This window comes from Cupriavidus sp. GW822-FHT03E04, from assembly GCF_058801495.1.
The window spans coordinates 90,627-112,533 of sequence record NZ_JBXANI010000016.1 but is presented as its reverse complement, the minus strand read 5'-3'; the positions used below and the strand labels follow the sequence as shown (position 1 = coordinate 112,533).

The 21,907-nt window shown below is 66.2% G+C and carries 20 protein-coding genes and 1 pseudogene; 6 read left to right on the top strand and 15 right to left on the bottom strand.

Features of this window, described 5'->3' with window-relative positions:
* Positions 1-25 precede the first annotated feature (25 nt).
* Complete coding sequence (locus AC1RQC_RS23640) at positions 26-793, top strand: HesA/MoeB/ThiF family protein (RefSeq protein ID WP_174426586.1); 768 nt, start codon at positions 26-28, stop codon at positions 791-793.
* Positions 794-808: 15 nt separating this feature from the next.
* Here the strand turns inward: AC1RQC_RS23640 and mnmH are convergent, their stop codons facing one another.
* The 12 genes and pseudogenes from mnmH to AC1RQC_RS23580 all read right to left on the bottom strand — a co-directional run bounded on the left by mnmH (position 809) and on the right by AC1RQC_RS23580 (position 12,604).
* Entirely contained in the window at positions 809-1,933 is a 1,125-nt protein-coding gene (gene mnmH, locus AC1RQC_RS23635) for a tRNA 2-selenouridine(34) synthase MnmH (RefSeq protein WP_492884799.1), read from the bottom strand.
* Positions 1,933-3,000 (bottom strand): selenide, water dikinase SelD, encoded by a 1,068-nt coding sequence (gene selD, locus AC1RQC_RS23630; protein ID WP_492374373.1) that lies wholly within the window; start codon positions 2,998-3,000, stop codon positions 1,933-1,935. The genes mnmH and selD overlap by 1 nt, the downstream gene beginning before the upstream one ends.
* 260 nt (positions 3,001-3,260) lie before the next feature.
* The gene (gene bfr, locus AC1RQC_RS23625; RefSeq protein ID WP_006159487.1) at positions 3,261-3,740 is read right to left on the bottom strand and encodes a bacterioferritin; all 480 of its coding nucleotides are present in this window, start codon (positions 3,738-3,740) and stop codon (positions 3,261-3,263) included.
* A 111-nt stretch (positions 3,741-3,851) separates the two neighbouring features.
* Positions 3,852-4,148 carry a (2Fe-2S)-binding protein gene (locus AC1RQC_RS23620; protein WP_492374374.1) on the bottom strand — a complete coding sequence of 99 codons (297 nt, stop codon included), beginning with the start codon at positions 4,146-4,148 and terminating at the stop codon, positions 3,852-3,854.
* Between the two features lie 234 nt (positions 4,149-4,382).
* Positions 4,383-6,157 (bottom strand): annotated as a pseudogene (ptsP, locus tag AC1RQC_RS23615) (phosphoenolpyruvate--protein phosphotransferase).
* 139 nt (positions 6,158-6,296) lie between these two features.
* On the bottom strand, positions 6,297-6,566 hold the full coding sequence (locus tag AC1RQC_RS23610; protein WP_035861002.1) for an HPr family phosphocarrier protein: 270 nt from the start codon (positions 6,564-6,566) through the stop codon (positions 6,297-6,299).
* Complete coding sequence (locus AC1RQC_RS23605; RefSeq protein ID WP_150989660.1) at positions 6,535-6,990, bottom strand: PTS sugar transporter subunit IIA; 456 nt, start codon at positions 6,988-6,990, stop codon at positions 6,535-6,537. The genes AC1RQC_RS23610 and AC1RQC_RS23605 overlap by 32 nt, the downstream gene beginning before the upstream one ends.
* 52 nt (positions 6,991-7,042) lie before the next feature.
* The gene (gene gshB / locus AC1RQC_RS23600) at positions 7,043-7,996 is read right to left on the bottom strand and encodes a glutathione synthase (RefSeq protein WP_492374376.1); all 954 of its coding nucleotides are present in this window, start codon (positions 7,994-7,996) and stop codon (positions 7,043-7,045) included.
* Positions 7,997-8,025: 29 nt separating this feature from the next.
* A complete protein-coding gene (gshA, locus tag AC1RQC_RS23595) occupies positions 8,026-9,321 on the bottom strand; it encodes a glutamate--cysteine ligase (protein WP_492374377.1) in 1,296 nt (431 codons plus the stop codon).
* A 496-nt stretch (positions 9,322-9,817) separates the two neighbouring features.
* Positions 9,818-11,359, bottom strand: coding sequence for an ammonium transporter (locus tag AC1RQC_RS23590; RefSeq protein WP_492828770.1), 1,542 nt, complete (start codon positions 11,357-11,359; stop codon positions 9,818-9,820).
* Between the two features lie 31 nt (positions 11,360-11,390).
* A complete protein-coding gene (locus AC1RQC_RS23585) occupies positions 11,391-11,729 on the bottom strand; it encodes a P-II family nitrogen regulator (protein WP_006159494.1) in 339 nt (112 codons plus the stop codon).
* Between the two features lie 65 nt (positions 11,730-11,794).
* Entirely contained in the window at positions 11,795-12,604 is an 810-nt protein-coding gene (locus AC1RQC_RS23580; protein WP_492810447.1) for a TorF family putative porin, read from the bottom strand.
* 378 nt (positions 12,605-12,982) lie between these two features.
* On the opposite strand from AC1RQC_RS23580, the gene AC1RQC_RS23575 reads away from it, so the two are divergent.
* Positions 12,983-13,246, top strand: coding sequence for an accessory factor UbiK family protein (locus AC1RQC_RS23575; RefSeq protein ID WP_492374380.1), 264 nt, complete (start codon positions 12,983-12,985; stop codon positions 13,244-13,246).
* 129 nt (positions 13,247-13,375) lie between these two features.
* Entirely contained in the window at positions 13,376-14,920 is a 1,545-nt protein-coding gene (locus tag AC1RQC_RS23570; protein WP_492374381.1) for a YifB family Mg chelatase-like AAA ATPase, read from the top strand.
* A gap of 291 nt (positions 14,921-15,211) precedes the next feature.
* Here AC1RQC_RS23570 and AC1RQC_RS23565 read toward each other — a convergent pair whose 3' ends face one another.
* Both AC1RQC_RS23565 and AC1RQC_RS23560 read right to left on the bottom strand, forming a co-directional pair.
* A complete protein-coding gene (locus AC1RQC_RS23565) occupies positions 15,212-15,862 on the bottom strand; it encodes a LysE family transporter (protein WP_492828774.1) in 651 nt (216 codons plus the stop codon).
* Positions 15,863-15,929: 67 nt separating this feature from the next.
* The gene (locus tag AC1RQC_RS23560) at positions 15,930-16,538 is read right to left on the bottom strand and encodes a hypothetical protein (protein ID WP_183032030.1); all 609 of its coding nucleotides are present in this window, start codon (positions 16,536-16,538) and stop codon (positions 15,930-15,932) included.
* Between the two features lie 102 nt (positions 16,539-16,640).
* Here AC1RQC_RS23560 and AC1RQC_RS23555 point away from each other — a divergent pair, with 102 nt between their 5' ends.
* The 3 genes from AC1RQC_RS23555 to AC1RQC_RS23545 all read left to right on the top strand — a co-directional run bounded on the left by AC1RQC_RS23555 (position 16,641) and on the right by AC1RQC_RS23545 (position 20,157).
* Complete coding sequence (locus AC1RQC_RS23555) at positions 16,641-17,144, top strand: thioredoxin fold domain-containing protein (RefSeq protein WP_492374383.1); 504 nt, start codon at positions 16,641-16,643, stop codon at positions 17,142-17,144.
* A 123-nt stretch (positions 17,145-17,267) separates the two neighbouring features.
* Positions 17,268-17,822, top strand: coding sequence for a TlpA disulfide reductase family protein (locus AC1RQC_RS23550; RefSeq protein WP_477132629.1), 555 nt, complete (start codon positions 17,268-17,270; stop codon positions 17,820-17,822).
* A 265-nt stretch (positions 17,823-18,087) separates the two neighbouring features.
* Positions 18,088-20,157, top strand: a complete 2,070-nt coding sequence (locus tag AC1RQC_RS23545; protein WP_193692154.1) for an ATP-dependent helicase — start codon at positions 18,088-18,090, stop codon at positions 20,155-20,157.
* A 22-nt stretch (positions 20,158-20,179) separates the two neighbouring features.
* Here the strand turns inward: AC1RQC_RS23545 and cmdF are convergent, their stop codons facing one another.
* Complete coding sequence (cmdF, locus tag AC1RQC_RS23540; protein ID WP_492884796.1) at positions 20,180-21,814, bottom strand: tyrosine 2,3-aminomutase; 1,635 nt, start codon at positions 21,812-21,814, stop codon at positions 20,180-20,182.
* Between the last annotated feature and the right edge of the window lie 93 nt (positions 21,815-21,907).

Sequence of the window (21,907 nt, the reverse complement as noted above, 5' to 3'; positions counted from 1 at the left end):
TTGCATTGCACGCCATGAACGACGCATGAACGACGATCAACTGCTGCGCTATTCGCGGCATATCCTGCTCGACGAACTCGGCATCGAGGGCCAGAGCCGGTTGCTCGCCAGCCACGCGCTGGTGATCGGCGCGGGCGGCCTGGGCGCTGCCGCCCTGCCCTACCTGGCCTCGGCCGGCGTGGGCACCATCACCGTGGTCGATGACGACGTGGTCGATCTGACCAACCTGCAGCGCCAGGTGATCCACACCACCGCCAATGTCGGACGCCCCAAGGTGGAATCGGCGCGGGAGGGCATGCTGCGCATCAACCCGGGCATCGACGTGCGCCTGGTACAGGCGCGCGTGGGCGCCGCAGAGTTAGCGCGCCTGGTGGCCGATGCCGACGTGGTGCTCGATTGCTGCGACAACTTCGACACGCGCCAGGCCGTCAACCGCGCCTGCGTCCAGCACAGCGTGCCCCTGGTGTCCGGCGCGGCCCTGCGCTTCGACGGGCAGATCAGCGTGTTTGACCACCGCCAGCCGGGCGCGCCCTGCTATGCCTGCCTGTTCCCGCCCTCGCAGCCGGCGCAGGAAGTGGCTTGCGCCACCATGGGCGTGTTCGCGCCGCTGGTGGGAATGGTGGGCACGGTGCAGGCGGCGGAGGCCCTCAAGCTGCTGATGGGCGTCGGCACCACCCTGGCCGGCCGCCTGTTGATGGTCGATGCGCTTGGCATGGAATGGACCACGATGCGCCTCGCGCGCGTGGCCGATTGCGAAGTCTGCGGTGGCGCGCACGCGCAGGCCGCCCCCTAGGCGGCCTGCGCGCGTTCAGGCGCGGGTGCGCTCACGCAGGAAAGCCAGCACCGCGGCGCGCTCGCCGCGGAACACGATCCTGGCCTCGCGCTGTTCGCGCTGGTAGGCGTACATCGGGTCGTAGTATTGCTGCAGCAGCAAGGCGATCCAGCCCAGATGCAGGTCGGTCTCGCCCGTTTCCTCCTGGCGCGCCAGCGCTTGGTCCAGCAAGTCCGAGAGCCGCTCGTAGCGCGTGCCGCCGAGCCGCTTGGCAATGGCCGCCATGGCATCGCGCAGGCGCGCCGCGTAAGCGGCGAAACCTGCCTGCTCACCCAGTGCCGCCATGAACTCCCCCGACAGACCGAGCACGTAGTCTTCCAGCACGCGGCGCACGCGCGCCTCGAAGGACTCCTCCAGCCAGACCAGCGGCGCTACCTGAATCGCCTGATAGAAGGCCTGCGGCAGGTTGCGCGCGCCGATGAAGCGCCCCTCGTCCTCGACCACCAGCGCCGGCAGCCCGGCCGCGCGATGGCGCAGCAGCGAAATCGCCAGGCCATTCTCGAAATCGATCTGCGTGGGCTGCGCCACCGTGCGCCGGCCAAAGCTGGACCCGCGGTGGCGAGCCTGGCCCTCCAGGTCGATGGCGGCGTCCCGGCTGCCGCTCGAGCCCGTGACCAGGTCAGCGATCAGCTCGGTCTTGCCGCTCCCGGTCATGCCGCCCAGCACCAGCAGGCTGCATTCGGCGGCGGCCGCATCCAGGGTCTCGATCAGGAAGCCGCGCATCGCCTTGTAGCCGCCCGTCACACGCGGATAAGCGATGCCGGCGTCCTCGCGCAGCCATTGCTGCACGATCTGCGAGCGCAGGCCGCCGCGGAAGCAATACAGGTAGCCGTCGGGATGCGCCCGCGCAAAGGCCGCCCAGCCCGCGGTTCGCGCCGCGCGGATTTCGCCGGTCACCAACTGGTGGCCCAGCGCGAGCGCGGCCTGCGGCCCTTGTTCCTCATAGCACAAGCCAACCTGGTGCCGCTCGGCATCGTCCATCAGCGGCAGGTTGACCGCGCCCGGAAACGCGCCGCGCGCGAACTCCACCGGCGCGCGCGCATCGAGCAGCGGCGCGCCGGAAAGAAAGAGCTGGCGAAAGTCGGCCGTATCCTCGCGCATCAGATCACCTCGACGGCGTACCGGCCCTGCTCGACGAACTCGCCGACCGGCGCCAGTGCCAGGCCAAACTCCGCGCAGGCAGCATGGAAACCGGCCTCGCCGGCAGGCTCGACCGCCACCAGCAAGCCTCCGCTGGTCTGCGGATCGCACAGCAAGGCGCGCTGCACCTCGCTCAACGCGCCGCCCCGGTTGTCGATCCCGGCGCCGATCCGTGCGCCGTAGCTATCGAAGTTGCGCTGGGTGCCGCCGGGCACGCAACCGGCCTCGACGTAGCGCAGCACTTCCGGCAGCAACGGCACGGCGGCGTGGTCAAGACGCGCTGTGAGGCGGCTGCCGTCTGCCATCTCGACAAGGTGCCCGAGCAGGCCAAAGCCGGTCACATCCGTCATGGCCCGCACGCCGGCCAGCTTGCCGAAGCGGCTGCCCGGACGATTGAGCACGCACATCCAGTCGCGAGCCAGGTGGATATCCTCGGCGCGCAGCTTACCCTGCTTCTCGGCAGTGGTCAGCACGCCGATGCCCAGCGGCTTGGTCAGGTACAGACGGCAGCCGGCGGTCGCGGTGTCGTTGCGTTTCAGGTGCGCGCGGTCGACCACGCCCGTCACCGCAAGCCCGAAGATGGGCTCCGGAGCATCGATGGAATGCCCGCCGGCAAGCGGGATGCCCGCTTCCTCGCAGGCACGGCGCCCACCCGCCACCACCTCACGCGCCACCTCGGGCGGCAGCAGCTTGACCGGCCAGCCGAGGATGGCGATGGCCAGCAGCGGATCGCCTCCCATGGCGTAAATGTCGCTGATGGCGTTGGTGGCAGCGATGCGTCCGAAGTCGAACGGGTCATCGACGATCGGCATGAAGAAATCGGTGGTGGAGACCACGCCACGGCCCTCCTCCAGCCCATCCAGCGCATAAACCGCCGCATCGTCGCGCGAGGCATTGCCGACCCACAGGCGCGGATCGAGATGCTGGTTGCCGCTGCCGGCAAGAATCACGTCGAGCACCTGCGGCGAAATCTTGCATCCGCAGCCGGCACCATGGCTGTACTGCGTCAGGCGGATCGGGTCTGCCATGATGCTGGCTCCTGTCGTTTGGTTTGGTCTGGTGTGGTGTGGTGCGATGCCGATTCGGCCCCCTTCTGCGCAGCATAGGCGGATCGCGCTCAAGCTGGCGCGAACACCGGCCCTGGCAAGGGCGGTCAGGCTGGGTGAAGAATGGGAATCTGAATGATAAGGGTTACCGCCAGGATGCGGGCGGAACCGGCAGCACCGAGTGGCGCCGCGCGGTTGCGGCCACTGGGTTCTTGCGAACCTGCGGCCGGCTGCTGGGCGGATTATTGCTCGCCCGGCTCCATCTGCGATTGCAGATAGTTCGGCAGGCCAACCTTGTCGATCAGGTCGAGCTGCGTCTCGAGGAATTCGATGTGCTCTTCGGTATCGGTCAGGATCTCGACCAGGATCTCGCGGCTGACGTAGTCGCCCACCGATTCGCAATACGTAATGCCTTCCTTGACGGTGGCATGCGCGCCTTGCTCGAGCTTCAGGTCGCACTTGAGCATTTCCGGGGTGTCTTCGCCCAGCAGCAACTTGTTGAGGTCCTGCAGATTGGGCAGGCCGTCAAGCATCAGGATGCGATCGATCAGGCGATCAGCATGCTTCATCTCGCCAATGGATTCCTTGTACTCGATATCGCCGAGCTTCTTCAGGCCCCAGTGGCGGTACATGCGAGCGTGCAGGAAGTATTGGTTGATCGCGGTCAGCTCGTTCTTCAGCTGCGCGTTCAGATGCTGGATGACCTTCTTGTCACCTTTCATTGGAGGCTCCTTGTTGCAACGGGCCCCCGCAAAAACGCGAAGCGGCGCAAGGCGCGCCGCAGGCAGTCAAAACAAGCGAACACGCGCCGCAACCTGAAAGTTGCAGCGAGTTTAAGCAACCAGCTCAGTGCGCCGGTCGTTCGCGACTGCCGGGTCCCGAGTGTCCATTATGGCACGTGGGCCCGACGACGAACAGGAAGAAATGGGCACGACCTGGATGGTGGAGACCTTGACGTTGCGTACCGCCGCGACGCCTTCGCAAAGCACCTGTTGGGCGCATTCGCGGCAGCGGCCACAGCAGGTGCCAACACCTAGCGTTTCAGCCAGCTCGTCGAGCGTGGACACGCCTAGATGCACAGCACCATGAATTTCTCGGTCGGTAACCTGATTGCAGATGCAAACGTACACAAATCCCTCCTTGGGAGAGGGGTGACACCGGCATGTCACCCGCGATGTACGCCAGAATATCAGAGATCGAAAATGATAACAATTCCCATTAAGCTACAAAAGGTACATGCCAAGAGCGCGGCACTTAGCCCGGATATTGCAAAGACAGGGAACGTCACAACCTGCAGAAAAGCGCCTTAAAATACATCTTCACAGCGTTGGATTTTCGTAAAAACCTTAACGGAATCAGGGTTGTCAGAGCAGTTTCAACGCGCAAGCGAGCTCCTCCGGCTCGTAAGCGGTCAGCACCTGCTCCACCAGCCGCTCCAGCCTCTCGCAGTCGGCATGCAGGACTTCCTGCTTGACCCGCAGCAACTGCGAGGGATGCATCGAGAACTCGCGCAGCCCCATGCCCAGCAGCAGGCGCGTCATGGCGGGATCCCCGGCCATCTCGCCGCACACAGCCACCGGCACGCCAGCGTGGTTGGCCTCGCGGATGGTGCGGGCGATCAGTTGCAGCACCGCCGGGTGCAGCGGGTCGTAGAGATGCGCCACGGCATTGTCGGCGCGGTCGATGGCCAGCGTGTATGGATCAGGTCATTGGTGCCGATGGAGAGAAAATCCATGCGCCGCAGGAACAGCGGCAGCATCAGCACGGCGGCCGGGATCTCGATCATCGCCCCGACCTTGATGTTGGGGTCGAACGCTTGGCCGCGCGCGTCGAGCTGGCGCTTGGCCTGCGCGATCAGGTCCAGGGTCTGGTCGATCTCGCGGGCATGGGCCAGCATCGGGATCAGGAGCCGCACCGGGCCAAAGGCCGAGGCACGCAGCAGCGCGCGCAACTGGGTCAGGAACATGGCCGGCTCGGACAGCGACCAGCGGATCGCGCGCAAGCCCAGCGCCGGATTGAGGGCCGTCTCGAAATCGTCGCCGCGGCCATCCCGGCCGTCGCGGCCATCCAGTGGCTTGTCGGCACCGATGTCGATGGTGCGGATCGTGACGGGCAGCCCGTGCATGGCGTCCACGGCGCCGCGGTACGCCTCGAATTGCTCCTCCTCGTCGGGCAGCTCGCCGCGCCGGTTCATGAACAGGAACTCGGAGCGGAACAGGCCCACGCCAACCGCACCCGCGGTCAGCGCCGCGGTGGCATCTTCCGCCATCTCGATGTTGGCCAGCAGGTCGATCTCGAGCCCGTCCAGCGTCACCGCAGGCGTATGGCGCAGGCGCTGCAGGCGCTTCTTTTCCAGCGCGCGCTCGCTCTGCCGGTGGCGGTACTCTTCGAGGATGATCGCTGAAGGATCCACGATGACCAGGCCCGCATCGCCGTCGATGATGACCCAATCGTCCTGGCGGATCAGCTCACTGGCGCTCTGCACGCCTACGGCGGCGGGAATATCGAGGCTGCGCGCCACGATGGCGGTATGGGAAGTGCGCCCGCCAAGGTCGGTCACGAAGCCGTGGAACACGGTATGGCGGAACTGCAGCATGTCCGCCGGCGAGATGTCGTGGGCGACCACGATCACGCCGGGCGCGGGCTCGCCGTCAGGAGCCAGGGAGGAAGGTGGCACCGGGGCCGGGGCCAGCACAGCCGCGCCGGCCAGCACCTTGAGGATGCGCTCGACCACCTGGCGGATGTCCGCCTTGCGTTCGCGCAGGTATTCGTCCTCGATTTCGTCGAACTGGCGCATCAGCTCTTCGAGCCGCGTGGTCAGCGCCCATTCGGCGTTGTAGCGCCGGTTGCGGATCAGCGCCTCGGGCTCGCGCGCCAGCGCCTCGTCATCCAGGATCATGGCATGCACGTCGAGGAAGGCGCCCAGTTCTTCCGGCGCCTCGCGCGGCAGATCCCGCTTGAGCGTGACCAGCTCGGCCCGCACCGCCGCGCGCGCCGAACGCAGGCGCTCGACCTCGGCATCAAGCCGGTCTTCGTCGACCAGGTAATGGGAGACATCAAGCGCGGCAGGCGCCAGCAAATGCGCGCGCCCGATGGCGACGCCGCGCGAAACCGGGATGCCGTGCAGGGCAAATGGCATGTACCGCTCCGTCAGGAACGTTTAAAAAATCTGGCCAGGGCCAGCCACCTTGGAAACGGCTTCAGGATGCGGCGAAGCGACCCCGGCCAGGCCCGCCGCCACGCTCGGCATTGCCGCCTTTCATCCCGTACCCGGCCTCCTACTCCCCTTCGCCGAAGCGATTGGCGATGAGCGCCAGCAACGCGTCCATGGCCTCTTGCTCATCGGGTCCGTCGGTCTCGATGGTCACGGTGGAGCCGATGCCGGCGGCCAGCATCATGACACCCATGATGCTTTTGGCGTCGACCTGCCGACCATTGCGCGACATCTTGACCTGACTGACGAAGTTGCCCGCCAGTTGCGTCAGCTTGGCGGAAGCACGGGCATGCAGCCCAAGCTTATTGATTATGTTGGTGTCCCTCTGCAGCATATTTGTCGGGATGATTTGCGATCTGGTTCTGGACGGTGGTGGAGCCTACCTGCAGCACACCCTGCGAGCCCCCCGCCAGCGCCTTGAGGGCAAGCTGGTCGAGTTTCTCGGCACGGTAGCAGATGGCGCGCACCAGCATGGGAAGGTTGACGCCGGCAAGCACCTTGACGCGACCCGGCTCGGCGAGGCGCGCGGCAATGTTGGCCGGCGTGGCGCCAAAGATATCGGTCAACACCAGTGCGCCGTTGTCTTCGCAGACTTCGGCCAGGCGGCGCCGGGCCTCGGCCAGCACGGCGGCGGGCTCCGCGTCCGGCATGACGTCGATCGCCTCGAGCCGTTGGGGCTGGCCGCAATAGACGTGGGCGGCGCACTCGCGCAATGCCGAAGCCAGCGGGGCGTGCGCGATGATCAGGATGCCTGCCATGGTGGTGAATCCGTTGGATTGACGCGATTGTAGCAGGCAGCCCGCCCGTGATTCAGCGCGAACGCGCCTGTACCGCGTGCTCGAGGGCGTCGATGAACATGGCAGCCACCTGGAACCCGGTCTGCTGCGTGATTTCCTGGAAGCACGTCGGGCTGGTCACATTGACTTCGGTCAGGTAGTCGCCGATCACGTCCAGCCCAACCAGCAGCAGGCCTTGTTCCCACAGGCCCGGGGCCAGCGCCTCGGCGATCTCGCGATCGCGTGCCGAGAGCTCCTGGGCACGGCCGGTGCCGCCCGCCGCCAGGTTGCCGCGCACTTCGCCGTCCTTGGGAATACGCGCCAGCGAGTACGGCACGGGCACGCCGCCGATCAGCAGGATGCGCTTGTCGCCGTCCTTGATCTCGGGAATATAACGTTGCACCATCAGGGTGCGCGCACCGTTCTCCCCCAGCGTCTCGATGATGGCGCCAAGATTCAGGCCATCCGCGCCAACCCGGAAGATGCCCATCCCGCCCATGCCATCAAGCGGCTTTAAAATCACATCGCGATGCTCCGCGTGGAACGCGCGAATACGATCCGCGTCACGGGTGACCAGGGTCGGCGTGATGTATTCGGGATAGCGGGCTATCGCCAGCTTTTCGGAATGGTCGCGGATCGCCTGCGGCTTGTTGAACACATTGGCGCCCTGCGACTCGGCCAGCTCCAGCAGCCAGGTGCTGGTCACATATTCCATGTCGAAGGGCGGATCCTTGCGCATCACGATCGCATCGAAGCCGGTCAGTGGCTGCAGGCCCGGCTCACCCGCGCGGTACCAGTCATGGGCGTCGCCCGTTAGCTGCAGCGGGCGCACCACCGCCTCGACCTGATGGGCCGACAGCGACAGTTGCGACTGCAGGCAGGCAAACAGCTCATGGCCGCGCTCGACCGCCTCCACCATCATGGCGTAGGTCGAGTCCTTGTAGGTCTTGAAGGTGTCCAGCGGGTCGGTAATAAACAGAATGCGCATGTTGGCTCGTCCCGGTCGCAGCGTTTGTCTCAGAGAATCGGATTGGGGTCGGTCTTCTCGAGTTCCAGCGACGCCGCCAGCAAAGCCAGCCGCGCCACCACACCATACATATAGAAGCGGTTCGGCACGGCCGCGCCCGGTTTGGCATGGCTGTCCGGAATGCCGTTGGGCGCGAACGCCAGCGGCACGAAATGCGCGCCCGGCGCATTCAGGTTCTCGTCGTTGCCGCGGCCGGTATGGACGCGGTAGAAGCCACCGACCACATAGCGGTCGATCATGTATACCACCGGCTCGGCCACCGCCTCGTTGACCTTCTCGAAGGTGTGCACGCCTTCCTGGATGATGACGTCGTTGACCTCAAGGCCTTCCTTGACGACGCTCATCTTGTTGCGTTCCTTGCGGTTCAGCCCCTTGATCTCGGACGCATCCTTGATGGTCATGATGCCCATGCCATAGGTGCCGGCATCGGCCTTGACCACGACATACGGCGTTTCCTTGATGCCGTACTCGCGGTACTTCTTGGCGATCTTCTTGAGCACGCCTTCGACCGAGTCGGCCAGCGCTTCCTCGCCAATGCGCTCATGGAAATCGATGCCCCCGCACTTGGCGAAGTACGGGTTGACCATCCACGGATCCACGTCGATCAGCTTGGCGAACTTCTTGGCGACTTCGTCATAGGCCGAGAAATGGCTCGACTTGCGGCGCGTGGACCAGCCCGCGTGCAGCGGCGGCAGCAGGTATTGCTCGTTGATGTTCTCCAGGATCGGGGGAATGCCGGCGGAGAGATCGTTGTTGAGCAGGATCGAGCAGGGATCGAAGTCCTTCAGGCCCAGGCGGCGGCCACGCGCGCCAAGGCGGGCCAGCGGCTCCACCACCAGCGTCTGGCCATCGGGAAGCTCGATCGGCGTGGGTTCGGTGATGTCTTCGGACAGCGAGCCCAGGCGGACGTTAAGGCCGGCCTGGCGCATGATCAGCGACAGCCGCGCCACGTTCTGCAGGTAGAACATGTTGCGGGTGTGGCGCTCGGGGATCAGCAGCAGGTTCTTGGCGTCGGGGCAGATCTTCTCGATCGCCGCCATCGCCGCCTGGACTGCCAGCGGCAGCATTTCAGGCGCCAGGTTGTTGAACCCGCCCGGGAACAGGTTGGTATCGACCGGGGCCAGCTTGAAGCCGGCGTTGCGCAGGTCGACCGAACAGTAGAACGGAGGCGTATGTTCCTGCCATTCCAGCCTGAACCAGCGCTCGATGGACGGCGTCGCATCCAGGATCTTTTTTTCCAGCTCGAGCAGTGGACCGTTCAGCGCGGTGATGAGATGCGGGACCATAAACATCCTATTGATCGTCTTTATCGTTCGCCCAGATTGTAGAGGAACGGCCAATTGGCTGCTGGCGCCGCCTGAATAAGCATATGCGAGCGCCGGCATAAGGGATAAGGGATACGGATATGGGGATGGGGGCCCGGAATAAAAGGGGGAGGCCCTAAGAGGAATCCGAAGCACTTCCGGGCGGCCTGCCAGCAAGGCCGGGAGGCAAAAAAAAGCGCGACCGGAGCCGCGCTTTCAAATGGCCTGACAGATACGGGGAGCGTTCTGCAGGTGGAGGAAACTGCCTCACTGGCACTGTATGTGCGCCCCCCCTCAAAAACAATTGAAGCTTTTTAAGATCGGATTTAAGCACTTTGCGAAAAAGCCGCCGGCTCCGCTTTCCGCCTGGCCCGGCCGCCCGCGGCGGACGCCTGAAATGAAAAAAGCCCGGCACAAGGCCGGGCGAAACTCCTGAGAGAAGATTCCCAATCAGCTCTCCAGCACAACACCTTTACGATCAGGCTTCATACGCGGTCTCGCCGTGCGAGGTGATGTCCAGGCCCTCGCGTTCTTCTTCTTCCGGCACCCGCAGGCCGATCAGCATATCCACCAGCTTGAAGGCGACGAAGGCCACCACACCCGACCACACGATGGTGGTGAGCACGCCTTCGAACTGGATCCACACCTGGCCCGCGATCGAATAATCGTCCGAGACCTTGTTGGCCACGTAGTCATAGACACCCGTGCCGCCCAGGCTCGGCGCGGCGAACACGCCGGTCAGCAGCGCACCCAGGATGCCGCCCACGCCGTGCACGCCGAAGACGTCGAGCGAGTCGTCCATGCCCAGCAGCTTCTTCAGGCCGGTCACGCCCCACAGGCACAGCAGGCCGGCGGCGATGCCGATCACGATCGAGCCCATCGGGCCGACGAAGCCGGCCGCCGGGGTGATGGCCACCAGGCCAGCCACTGCGCCCGAAGCGCCACCCAGCATCGAGGGCTTGCCCTTGCTGATCCATTCGCCGAAGGTCCAGGACAGCACGGCGGCGCAGGTCGCCAGCAGAGTGTTGACGAAAGCCAGTGCGGCCGAGCCGTTGGCTTCCAGCGCCGAGCCGGCGTTGAAGCCGAACCAGCCGAACCACAGCAGCGAGGCGCCCACCATGGTGAAGGTCAGGCTGTGCGGACGCAGGGCCTCACGGCCAAAGCCGATCCGCTTGCCGAACATGAAGGCACCCACCAGGCCAGCCACGGCTGCATTGATGTGCACCACCGTGCCGCCAGCGAAGTCGAGCGCGCCCTTCTGGAACAGCCAGCCACCCTTGGCCGTGGCTGCCGCGCCGGCTGCCGCGTCGGTGTACAGGTCAGGACCAGGCCAGAACCAGACCATGTGGGCCATCGGGATGTACGAGAAGGTGAACCACAGGACCACGAAGACCAGCACCGCCGAGAACTTGGCGCGTTCGGCGAAAGCGCCGATGATCAGGCCGCAGGTAATGGCTGCGAAGGCGCACTGGAAGGCGAAGTAAGCCAGTTCCGGTACCACCACGCCCTTGGAGAAGGTGGCAGCCACGGCATCGACATTGAGCCCCTTCATGAAGAGCCGGTCGGTGCCGCCAAAGAAGGCGTTACCCTCGGTGAAGGCGAAGCTGTAGCCGTAGATGGCCCACAACAGCGACACCAGCGAGAAGATCACCAGGCACTGCATCAGCACCGACAGCATGTTCTTCGAGCGGACCAGGCCACCGTAGAACAGCGCCAGGCCAGGCAGCGTCATCAGGATCACGAAGGCCGTGGAGACCAGCAGCCACGCGGTATCGCCCTTGTTGGGCACCGGTGCCGGTGCTGCGGCAGGGGCGGCAGCCTCTGCTGGCGCAGCTGCCGCCGCCGCTGCCGCGGGAGCGGAGGCAGCTGCAGGTGCGGCCGTGGCGGCGGCGGCCGGCGCGGAGGCTTCGGCCGCGGGCTTGTCCTGCGCCATGGCGTGGGTGGACAGGCCGATGCCGGCCGTGCCCAAGGCCAGCGCCATGGCGCCGGTTGTCAGGATGCGCTTGAACCAGGATTTCATTGTGATTAACCTCTTATCGTTGGGCTGTGCGTCACAGCGCGTCGCCGCCGGTCTCGCCGGTGCGGATGCGGATGACCTGCTCGATCGGTGCGACGAAGATCTTGCCGTCGCCAATCTTGCCGGTGCGCGCCGATTTCTCGATCGCCTCGATGGCCCGGTCGACCACGTCGTCCGGGACGGCCACTTCGATCTTCACCTTGGGCAGGAAATCCACGATGTACTCCGCGCCCCGATACAGCTCGGTATGGCCCTTCTGGCGGCCGAAGCCCTTGACTTCAGTCACGGTGATGCCGGACACGCCCACGTCCGAGAGCGCTTCGCGCACCTCGTCGAGCTTGAACGGCTTGATGACGGCGATGATCAGTTTCATCCGATTTCTCCTCTGAGCGGGACGGCCCGGCCTCGCGTCCGGCGCCCGCTCGACCTGATGCGTGTTTAGAAAGTCTTGGTGATCGAAGCCCAGGCTGTAGCCTTGCCGACGTAGCGGCCCGGTACATTGGTATAGGCCGATTTGTGCGCATTGGTGTCGATATAGGCGATCGCCAGTGCGAAGCCCTTGCCCAGGTCCTTGGTCAGCCCGAGCTTCCAGTCGGTGTATGAGGCGCTGTTCACGTGCTTCACGTTCTGGTAGCCGACGTGGGCATTGAGCGTCAGGTCCCAGAAGTTCAGCGGCACATTGGCCGACAGGTCGGCGTAGTAGCTGTACTTGCTGTCAGCGAAGCCGAACAGGTTGGTCAGCGCCTGCGAGTACTTGAAGAACACCGGGCCAGCGCCGGCGCCGACATACAGTTCCGTGGTGTACGGGCGGGTGAAGCCGTTCGGGTAATCGCCCGGGTAGTAGTACTGCAGCACGCCAGCGTCATAGTTCCACTCCAGGCCGGCCAGCGTCACCGTGTTCTTGAAGCCGCCGTAGAAGTCCATCTCGATCGGTGCCGAGACTTTCGGATTGCTGTCGCCGAGCCAGCTGATGCTCGAGTTCCAGTTACCCACATAGAAGCCGCTCGAATGCGAGTAGTCGAAACCGCCCTGGATGGCCGGGCGGCGGTTGGTCTGCATCAAACCGCGATAGCGATACTCACTGGCCAGGGTCACGTTGGCGGTGAAGGTGTGCGGCGAAGCCTCGGCGGCGGCGGCGGCGTCGGTAGGTGCACCGCCCTCCTGCGCACTGCTCTGGGCGAAGGCGGCGGGGGCGAGCCCGCAAAGCACAACTGCACTGGCGCTGACTGCAAGGGCCAACTTCTTCATGGGTTTGTTCTCCTTTTCCTCTGGCTCGGTACTCGTGTGTTTGAAAGTAGTTTGTAAAACGAGGCTCCTGCCACCATTACTGCAACTGCCGTGCCAGGAGGGAACCGTGGCGTGAAAGCGTCATTTTGTGCGCAAAAAGACATCAAATTGGACGAGGCCGACTGTCTCCCAGCGAACTTACTGACGTTAAAAGGTGTTACCAGCCCGCGCTGGCGCTTTCCCGGGGACGCTTGAAGCGTGATAATCGGCCCATGCTGGCGGCAAGTGCCGTGCACGCACCGCGTTTGCCCACACCCCGTTTCGGTGCACCGCGATGCAGCACGCCGAATCCCGCCCACCCAGTTATCCGCACCAAGGCGGTGCAAAAGGAGAACCAGTATGAAACCCACCGATCTCTTCAACGATTTCCAGGCCAAGATCAGCGAAGCCCTGCGCAATTCGCCGGCCAAGGACATCGAAAAAAACGTTCGCAGCATGATGACGCAGGGGTTTTCCAAGCTCGACCTGGTCACCCGCGAGGAATTCGACGTCCAGTCGCAGGTGCTGGCGCGCACCCGCGCGCGCCTGGAGGAACTGGAAGCCCGCGTGCAGGCGCTGGAAAGCCGCTCGACAGGCGGCTCCGACACGCCTGTTTCGGGCTGAAGCCCTTGCCGCGTCCCGTGTTTGCTCCAGGGGCCCGATGACCCCGGGCGCAGCCCTCGACCGCCAGAATGGCCGCCGTATTCCGGCGGCCATTCTCGTTAACACTTCCTTGATGCTTTTCGGAGTGAGATGAGCCTCGCCCTCCTGCGTAGCCGGGCGCTGACCGGACTCGAGGCACCGCTGGTGTCGGTCGAGGTGCACCTGGCCAACGGCCTGCCCGCCTTCAATATCGTCGGGTTGGCCGATACCGAAGTGCGCGAGAGCCGCGAGCGGGTGCGCGCGGCGATCCTCAACAGCCAACTCGAGTTTCCCAGCCGGCGCATTACGGTGAATCTGGCGCCAGCCGACCTGCCCAAGGAGTCCGGGCGCTTTGACCTGCCGATCGCGCTCGGCATCCTGGCCGCAAGCGGGCAAGTCCCGCTGGATGGCCTGGATGCCAGCGAGTTCGCCGGCGAGCTGTCGCTGTCCGGCGAATTGCGCCCCGTGCGCGGGGCACTGGCCATGGCCATGGGCCTGGGGCGCGACAACGCGGCACGGCAAGCCGCTGGCGAAGGCCCGGCGCGCAGCTTCGTGGTGGCGGCGGAAAACGCGCCCGAGGCGGCCCTGATTGACGGCGTCACGGTATATGCGGCGCGCTCCCTGCTGGAAGTCTGTGCTCACCTTGGCCCCCTGCCCACGGACCGCCTGGCACGCGCGGAGCCGCTGGTGGAGATCGCGGCAGGAGACCCGGCCGGCCCGGACATGCGTGACGTGCGGGGCCAGGCGCAAGCGCGCCGCGCCATGGAGATCGCGGCGGCGGGCCAGCATTCGGCATTGCTCGTCGGTCCGCCCGGCACCGGCAAGTCCATGCTGGCCCAGCGCTTTGCCGGCCTGCTGCCACCCATGACGCTGGACGAAGCGCTAGAATCCGCCGCGGTGCAGAGCCTGACCGCCGCCGGCTTCCATCCCGCCCGCTGGCGTGAGCGGCCCTACCGCTCGCCGCACCACACCGCGTCGGCGGCGGCGCTGGTGGGCGGTGGCAGCAATCCCCGGCCGGGCGAGATCTCGCTGGCCCACCAAGGTGTGTTGTTCCTGGATGAGTTGCCTGAATTTGACCGCAAGGTGCTGGAAGTGCTGCGCGAACCCCTGGAATCGGGCCGCGTCACCATCTCGCGCGCCATGCGGCAGGCCGACTTCCCGGCGCGCTTCCAGTTCATCGCCGCGATGAACCCCTGTCCTTGCGGCTATCAGGGGCACCCTTCCCGTCCTTGCCGTTGCACGCCTGACCAGGTGCTGCGCTACCAGTCCAGGCTGTCGGGACCATTGCTCGACCGGATCGACCTGCAGGTGGAAGTGCCGGCGCAGGATCATCAGGAAATGCTCGACGGCCCGCCCGGAGAGCCCAGCGCCGACGTGCGCCAGCGCGTGCTGGCCGCCCGGGCCGTGCAGCAGGCCCGGCAGGGCAAGCCCAATGCCGCCCTGTCCGGTCGCGAGATCGACGAACACTGCCCGCTCGCGCCCGAGGCGCAGGCATTGCTGCGCGGCGCCATGGCCAAACTAGCCTGGTCGGCGCGCGCCTATTTCCGCGTATTGAAGATCGCCCGCACCATTGCCGACCTTGCGGGCGCCGAGCAATTGCAGCCAAGCCATGTGGGCGAGGCTATCCAGTACCGGCGCGCCTTGCGCACACCGTAGCCATTCACGCCCGGCGCGGCGGCACGGCCACAGGAGGTTCCGACGGCGGCGGGGGCTCCTCGATCGGAGGAAGGTCTGGCGGCACGCCCGGCGGCAGCGGATCTTCGGCCGGCGGCACGGTGTGGGCCGGCTGCGCTTGCAATGGAGCCTGCTGGGGGGAAGAGCTTCGCATTGCTTGCCTCCGCTTGGGTCGTCTTCGTCTTACCTTATTGAAGCAAACGCACTCGTTGGAAGCCAGCGATAGATAGACATATGGACGGATCGGGACGGCGCGGAGCCGGCCCCAAGTCCTCAAGCCGGATGGCGCCTGACGAAGAACAACGCCGCGCCCACGGCCACCAGCACGCTGCCGAAGATCCGGTTCTGCCAGCGCACCGCGCGCGCATTGCGGAACAGGCCGCGCATGCGCGAGGCCAGCAGCGCGTAGCCGTGCATCACCACCAGGTCCACGCCGCACATGGTCGCGGCCAGGATGGCAAGCTGGGGCCCGAGCGCATGGGCCGGATCGATGAACTGCGGCAACACCGCCACCATGAAGATGATGCCCTTGGGGTTGGTCACATTGGTTAGCAAGCCCGTGGCAAAACGCCGGCGCGGACTCAGCGCGGCGACGCGCGGCGCTTCCGTACCCGGCACGGCATCGTCCTGGCCGCCGTCCACCCGCGCGCGCCATTGCTGCACGCCGATATAGATCAGGTAGAGCGCACCGATCGTCTTGACCACGGCAAAGGCGTGCTCGGAGGCCACCAGCAGCGCGCCCAGGCCACCGCCAGCCACCAGCAGGATGATGACCAGCCCGGTCTGCAAGCCAAAGATCGTGGTGGTGGTCTTGCGCAGGCCATAGGACAGGCCATGGCTCATCGACAGCACCGCGCCGGATCCCGGCGACACGGCAATCACCCAACAGGCCGCGAAATAGGCCAGCCAAACATCCCAACGCATTGCGTTACTCCTTGAAAATAAACTGTCTTGAATCTGCCTGGAAGCCTGGAAGCCTGGAGCGCCCAGGTCAGAACGGATGGAAGCCCGTCAGGAACTGGTCTATCTGTTCCGCCTGGCGCTGGTCGCGCGCGGCCTCTCCCGCCTCCAGCACGACCGCCTGGTAGACGTGCACGCCCGACGCCACCAGCCGCGCCGTCAGCCTGCGTGGCGACTGGTCCTGCGGCGATACCGCGGCTACCTGCACCTCCACGCCCTCGAGCGCCACGGCCGGCGATGCGGCCGACATCACCGTTACCTTGCGGGTCTTGACCGCTTCGGCGGGATGCGGCCCGAGGTTGCCGAGCAAGCCCTTCTGCATGGAATCCAGCGCCGCCTGCCGCAACTCGGCGTCATCGGCGGGCAAGGTCACCACGCCCACGGCGAACAAGGTCTCGTCGACCCGGGCCGCGTCCATCGTCATGGGCAGCTTGCGCCCGGCAATCGCCACCTCGCGCGCAGCGCCGGATGGCTTGCCGGGATAGAGCGCCGCGTAGGCGCCTTCGTTGGACTGGATGGTGCGCCAGTCATAGCGGGGTGAACAGGCGATCAGCCCGGCGCCGAGCGCGCCCAGGACGATGGCTTTGGCAAGCAGGGACTGCGGCAAGCGGAAGAACCGTGGAAACCAGGCGTGGGGCATCAGGGCGGCGAATGCGGAAATAAGCCGCTATTATCGTAGAACCCGCGTGCCAGCGCTCATCCACATTGCCCGCCAATGCAAACCCAGCCATCGATCCAGCCAATGCAGCCATCCCCCCGGGGTGTCTTTGGCACCGCACGCCGTACCGGCGCGGCGATGCTCGGCGCCATGCTGGTCGCGGCAAGCACGAGCGCCCTGGCCGCCACGGCCCACCTGCCCCCCGTCAACGATCTCGCCGCCCAGGCCTCCGCTGCGGCCAGCCGGGGCGAGCCCCTGGTGGTGCTGGTGACACTGCCGGGCTGCGTGTACTGCGAAACGGTGCGCCGCAACTATCTCGGCCCGCAAGCCGCGGCGGGAGAAATCGAGGCGCGCGAGCTCGACATGACCGCCGACACGCCGCTGCGCAACACCGATGGCAGCATGACCACCGCGCGGGAATGGGCCCGCAGCCGCAATGTGGCGGTAGCGCCCACGGTGCTCTTCCTCGACGCGCGCGGCCGCTCCCTGGCCACGCCGCTGCGCGGCATGCAGCCCGATTTCTATGGCGCCTACCTTGAGCAGGCGCTGGACCAAGCCCGCTCGGCCTTGGCAAGCAAGGCGCATTGAGGCGCACAATGGCGCACCCGACTGCGGCCAATCGTCGCATCCGCGGCGGCTCGGTGAATGCAGCCGGCAGCGCCTCGGCAGCGGCAGTAGAATAGTGGCTTGTCTGACCTGTCGGCGAGCATCATGACGACCTCCGCTTCCCCCACCGCACCCACCCCGGCAAGCACCGCCTCGCGCAAGCTGTGGCCTGTGATCGCCGCCGTGCTGCTGGTTGCCGTGCTGGGCTGGTTCGGCTATCGTGCCATCGCCCCCGCCAATGCGGCGCCGCCCGCCACGTTCACGCTGCTGTCCGGCGAAAAAGTCAGCACCGCCGATCTCAAGGGCAAGGTCTACCTGGTCAACTTCTGGGCCACCAGCTGCGTCACCTGCGTCAAGGAAATGCCGGACATGGTCCGCACCTATGACAAGTTCAAGGACAAGGGCCTGGAGTTCGTCGCCGTGGCAATGAGCTATGACCCGCCCATGTACGTGATGAATTATGCGCAAACGCGCAAGCTGCCGTTCAAGGTGGCAATGGATTCCGACGGCGCGGCCGCCAAGGCATTCGGCGAAGTGCAGCTGACCCCGACCACCTTCGTGATCGACAAGGACGGCCATATCCTCAAGCGCTATGTGGGCGAGCCCGAGTGGGACGCGCTGCACAAGCTGCTCGACGGCGCGCTCGCCAAGGCGGCCTGAGCCACTGACTGGCCCACTGACTGGCCCGCCGCCTCCGCCCAGAAAGGTGCCTTCCATGGCACCTTTTTTTATTGCCGGGCGCCGTCGCGCAATGCCCGGCTTGCGCAGCACGGCTGTATGGATATACAGTTGCCAGCAGCTTTCCCCGCCCATGCCGGCCAGCGCACTTGCGCCCGGCATCCCCTAAGGCCCCCGCTCCGTGTTACTCGATCCCGATCCCAGCGCCGTGCTTTGCGACGCACCCGCCGTCAAGCAGCCCGATACCGTGGATGCCGCCGCCCCCGACACGCCGGCCTACCTGTCCACCCTGAACCCGGAACAGCGCGCGGCCGTGACGCACGAGCCCGCCGCGCCGCTGCTGATCATCGCCGGTGCCGGCTCGGGCAAGACCAACACGCTGGCGCACCGCGTTGCCCATCTGGTGCTGGGCGGCGCAGACCCGCGCCGCATCCTGCTGCTGACGTTCTCGCGCCGCGCGGCGTCGGAGATGGGGCGGCGGGTCGAGCGCATCGTCGACCAGGCGCTGGGCATGCAAGCCTGCGGGGCGGGGCGCGCGGCACTCACATGGTCCGGCACCTTCCACGCCATCGGCGCGCGCCTGCTGCGCGAGTACGCGGAAACGCTTGGCCTGTCGCCCAGCTTCACCATCTGCGATCGCGGCGACGCCGCCGACCTGATGAACGTGGTGCGGCACGACCTGGGCCTGTCGGCCCAGGCTTCGCGGTTCCCGCGCAAGGAAACCTGCCTGTCGATCTACTCGCGCGTGGTCAACACGCAGGCGCCGCTCGAAGACGTGCTCAAGCAATGGTTCCCACGCTATGCCATGTGGACGGATGCGCTGCGCGGACTATTTGCCGGCTATGTGCAAGCCAAGCAAAAGCAGCAGGTGCTCGACTACGACGACCTGCTGCTCTACTGGGCGCAGGCACTGGCCGAGCCCGCGCTGGCGCAGGACATGGGCGCGCGCTTCGACCACGTGCTGGTGGACGAATACCAGGACACCAATGCGCTGCAGGCTGCCATCCTGCTCGCGCTCAAGCCCGACGGGCGCGGCCTGACGGTAGTGGGCGACGATGCCCAGTCGATCTACGCCTTCCGTGGCGCCACGGTGCGCAATATCCTCGATTTTCCCGCGCAGTTCACGCCGGCCGCGGACATGGTCACGCTGTCGCAGAACTACCGCTCCACCCAGCCCATCCTGGCCGCCGCCAACGCGGTGATCGGGCTGGCGGCCGAGCGCTATACCAAGGACCTGTGGTCGGAGCGCGGCTCGGCCGAGAAGCCGGAGATCGTGGTGGTCAACGACGAGGCGGACCAGGCCCGCTATGTGGTCGAGCAGATCCTCTCGCGGCGCGAGGCCGGGCTGGCGCTGCTGTCGCAGGCGGTGCTGTTCCGCGCCGCCGACCACAGCGCGCAGCTGGAGATCGAGCTGGTCCGGCGCAATATCCCGTTCGTGAAATTCGGCGGCTTGAAGTTCCTGGAATCCACGCACGTGAAGGATGTGCTGGCGGTGGTGCGCTGGCTGGAAAATCCGCGCGACCGCATGGCAGGCTTCCGCAGCCTGCAGCTATTGCCGGGCGTGGGGCCCAAGACTGCCGCTCGCGTGCTCGATGCGGTGGAAATCGCCACCGAGCCGCTATTTGCCCTGGAGTCCTTTGAGGCGCCGCCAGCCGCCGCCGAGGCCTGGCCCGACCTGCTGGCGCTGGCGCGCAGCCTGATGGCCCCGGCTGCGCCGTGGCCCTCCGCCTTCGAGCAGGTGGTGGCGTGGTACCAGCCGCACCTTGAGCGCCTGCACGACGACGCGCCCGCGCGCGCTGCGGACCTGCAGCAACTGGAGCGTATCGCCGCCACCTACGCGTCGCGCGAGCGCTTCCTGACGGAACTCACGCTCGACCCGCCGGACGCATCGAGCGACGAATCCGGCGTGCCGCTGCGCGACGAGGATTACCTGATCCTGTCCACCATCCACTCGGCCAAGGGCCAGGAATGGAAGGCCGTCTATGTGCTCAATGCCGTCGACGGCTGCATGCCTTCGGACCTGGCCACCGGCACCACCGAGGAAATCGAGGAAGAGCGCCGGCTGCTATATGTCGCCATGACCCGCGCCCGCGACCACCTCGACATCGTGGTGCCGCAGCGGTTCTATGTGCACCAGCAGACCGCCTATGGCGACCGCCATGTCTACGCCTCGCGCACGCGCTTTCTGCCTAACCGCGTGATGCCGCTGTTCCACAGCCGGTCCTGGCCGCCGCCCCCGCCGGTGGCGGACGCGCCGGCCAAGGCGCCGCTGCCCAGGCTCGACCTGGCCGGGCGCATGCGCGATATGTGGAAATGAGGCTGCGCGGCCAAGGCGCGTGTCAGTTGACCGCCGCGCCAGCCGTGCGCACCACCTCCACCAGCGCGCCGGCGCGCAGTTGCGCGGCAATGACTTCGATGTCGTCGGTCATGTAGCGATCCATCGCCAGGAACGGCACGCATTCGCGCACGAAGGCAAAGACCGCGCGGCCCGCCGGCGACAGGCTTTCCACCGCGCCGGCCAGCTCGGCGGCCTGGCAGGCTGCGAGCAGTTCCACGGCGAGGATGTACTGGTTGTTGTCGATGATGCGGCGCGCATTGCGCGCGCCGATCAGGCCCATGCTCACCACGTCCTGGTTGTCGCCGTTGGACGGCACGCTCTGGATGCTGGCCGGGCTGCAGATGGTGCGGTTCTCGGCGATCAGCGCGGTGGCCGGATACTGCGCGCCGGCAAACCCGCAGCTCAGGCCCTCGTTGGCGGCCGCCAGGAAAGCCGGCAAGCCGTTATTCAGGTGCGGGCTGAGCAGGCGGTTGAGGCGGCGCTCCGACACCACGCCAAGCTGCGTGGCCGCGATGGCGAGGAAGTCCATGGCGAACGCGACTTGCTGGCCGTGGAAATTGCCGCCGTGGAACAGCTCGCCGTCGTCGAAGAACAGCGGATTGTCGTTGGACGAATTCAGCTCGCGCTCGACCACGGTGGCGCAGTGCCCCAGCGTGTCGCGCACCGCGCCCAGCACCTGCGGGATGCAGCGCAGCGTGTAGGCCTTTTGGATAAACACACCGGTGCCGGTGTTCTTCTCGTCGCCGGCGCGGGTCTTCATTTCCCCCGCCAGCTGGCCATGCCCTGAGAGGCGCGTGGAACCCGCCAGCAGCGCGCGCAGGTTGGCCGCTGATTGCACCTGGCCCGGATGCGGCTTGGCAATGTCGTGGCCGTGGGTCATGAAGGCGTCGGCCGAGGCGTTGAGCCCTTCCAGCGCCAGCGCCGCGATGATCTCGGCCTGCGTCACCTGGGCGCGCATGGTTTCCAGCAGCAGGCACGCCATGCCGGTCATGGCCGAGGTGCCGTTGATCAGGGCCAGCCCTTCCTTGTGGGACAGCTTGATCGGCTCGATGCCATGCTCGCGCAACACCTGCGCGGTGGGCGCGGTGGTGCCGTCGGCCAGCAGCACCTTGCCTTCGCCGATCAGCGTGATGGCGATATGCGACAGCGGCGCGAGGTCGCCGCTGGCGCCGAGCGAGCCCACCTGCGGCACGGCGGGCGTGACGCCCGCCTCGACATAACGCAGCAATTGCTCGATCACCAGCGGGCGTACCGCCGAATAGCCCCGCGCCAGCGCATTGGCGCGCGCAACCATCATCGCGCGCACCTCTTCGCGCCCGAACAACGGGCCCACGCCGGCGCAGTGGCTGCGCAACAGGTTCTCCTGCAGGGCGCCGGCATGCTCGATATCCACCCAGTTATGCACCAGCTCGCCAAAGCCGGTGGACACGCCATAGATGGGGATATTGGACGAGGCAAGTTCCTCGAAACGCGCACGCGCATCCGCCACATGGGCACGCGCAGCCGGGTCCAGGCTGGCCGGGCGACGGCCTCGCGCCACCTGCGCCAGCGCCGCGGCGGTGAGTTGCTGGCCATCGACCTCGACGGCCGTGCCGCCCAGGCGGCTGGATGCGTGCTGGCTGGATACCTCGTTCATTGCGTGTTCCGGGTGAGCTGTTCGGGCCCGCGAGTGTATCAAGAGATGTTGACTCGAAGCGCACATCGGCCGGTTCGCCCGGAAACGCAGGAA

What these genes read in the sequence shown, in the direction of transcription:
- AC1RQC_RS23570 (WP_492374381.1), top strand. Translation starts at nt 13,376, where the DNA reads ATGAGCCTCGCCCTCCTGCGTAGCCGGGCGCTGACCGGACTCGAGGCA.
- bfr (WP_006159487.1), bottom strand. Translation starts at nt 3,740, where the DNA reads ATGAAAGGTGACAAGAAGGTCATCCAGCATCTGAACGCGCAGCTGAAG.
- AC1RQC_RS23575 (WP_492374380.1), top strand. Translation starts at nt 12,983, where the DNA reads ATGAAACCCACCGATCTCTTCAACGATTTCCAGGCCAAGATCAGCGAA.
- cmdF (WP_492884796.1), bottom strand. Translation starts at nt 21,814, where the DNA reads ATGAACGAGGTATCCAGCCAGCACGCATCCAGCCGCCTGGGCGGCACG.
- AC1RQC_RS23590 (WP_492828770.1), bottom strand. Translation starts at nt 11,359, where the DNA reads ATGAAATCCTGGTTCAAGCGCATCCTGACAACCGGCGCCATGGCGCTG.
- AC1RQC_RS23580 (WP_492810447.1), bottom strand. Translation starts at nt 12,604, where the DNA reads ATGAAGAAGTTGGCCCTTGCAGTCAGCGCCAGTGCAGTTGTGCTTTGC.
- AC1RQC_RS23550 (WP_477132629.1), top strand. Translation starts at nt 17,268, where the DNA reads ATGACGACCTCCGCTTCCCCCACCGCACCCACCCCGGCAAGCACCGCC.
- AC1RQC_RS23640 (WP_174426586.1), top strand. Translation starts at nt 26, where the DNA reads ATGAACGACGATCAACTGCTGCGCTATTCGCGGCATATCCTGCTCGAC.
- gshB (WP_492374376.1), bottom strand. Translation starts at nt 7,996, where the DNA reads ATGCGCATTCTGTTTATTACCGACCCGCTGGACACCTTCAAGACCTAC.
- AC1RQC_RS23555 (WP_492374383.1), top strand. Translation starts at nt 16,641, where the DNA reads ATGCAGCCATCCCCCCGGGGTGTCTTTGGCACCGCACGCCGTACCGGC.
- AC1RQC_RS23565 (WP_492828774.1), bottom strand. Translation starts at nt 15,862, where the DNA reads ATGCGTTGGGATGTTTGGCTGGCCTATTTCGCGGCCTGTTGGGTGATT.
- selD (WP_492374373.1), bottom strand. Translation starts at nt 3,000, where the DNA reads ATGGCAGACCCGATCCGCCTGACGCAGTACAGCCATGGTGCCGGCTGC.
- AC1RQC_RS23560 (WP_183032030.1), bottom strand. Translation starts at nt 16,538, where the DNA reads ATGCCCCACGCCTGGTTTCCACGGTTCTTCCGCTTGCCGCAGTCCCTG.
- gshA (WP_492374377.1), bottom strand. Translation starts at nt 9,321, where the DNA reads ATGGTCCCGCATCTCATCACCGCGCTGAACGGTCCACTGCTCGAGCTG.
- mnmH (WP_492884799.1), bottom strand. Translation starts at nt 1,933, where the DNA reads ATGCGCGAGGATACGGCCGACTTTCGCCAGCTCTTTCTTTCCGGCGCG.
- AC1RQC_RS23605 (WP_150989660.1), bottom strand. Translation starts at nt 6,990, where the DNA reads ATGGCAGGCATCCTGATCATCGCGCACGCCCCGCTGGCTTCGGCATTG.
- AC1RQC_RS23610 (WP_035861002.1), bottom strand. Translation starts at nt 6,566, where the DNA reads ATGCTGCAGAGGGACACCAACATAATCAATAAGCTTGGGCTGCATGCC.
- AC1RQC_RS23585 (WP_006159494.1), bottom strand. Translation starts at nt 11,729, where the DNA reads ATGAAACTGATCATCGCCGTCATCAAGCCGTTCAAGCTCGACGAGGTG.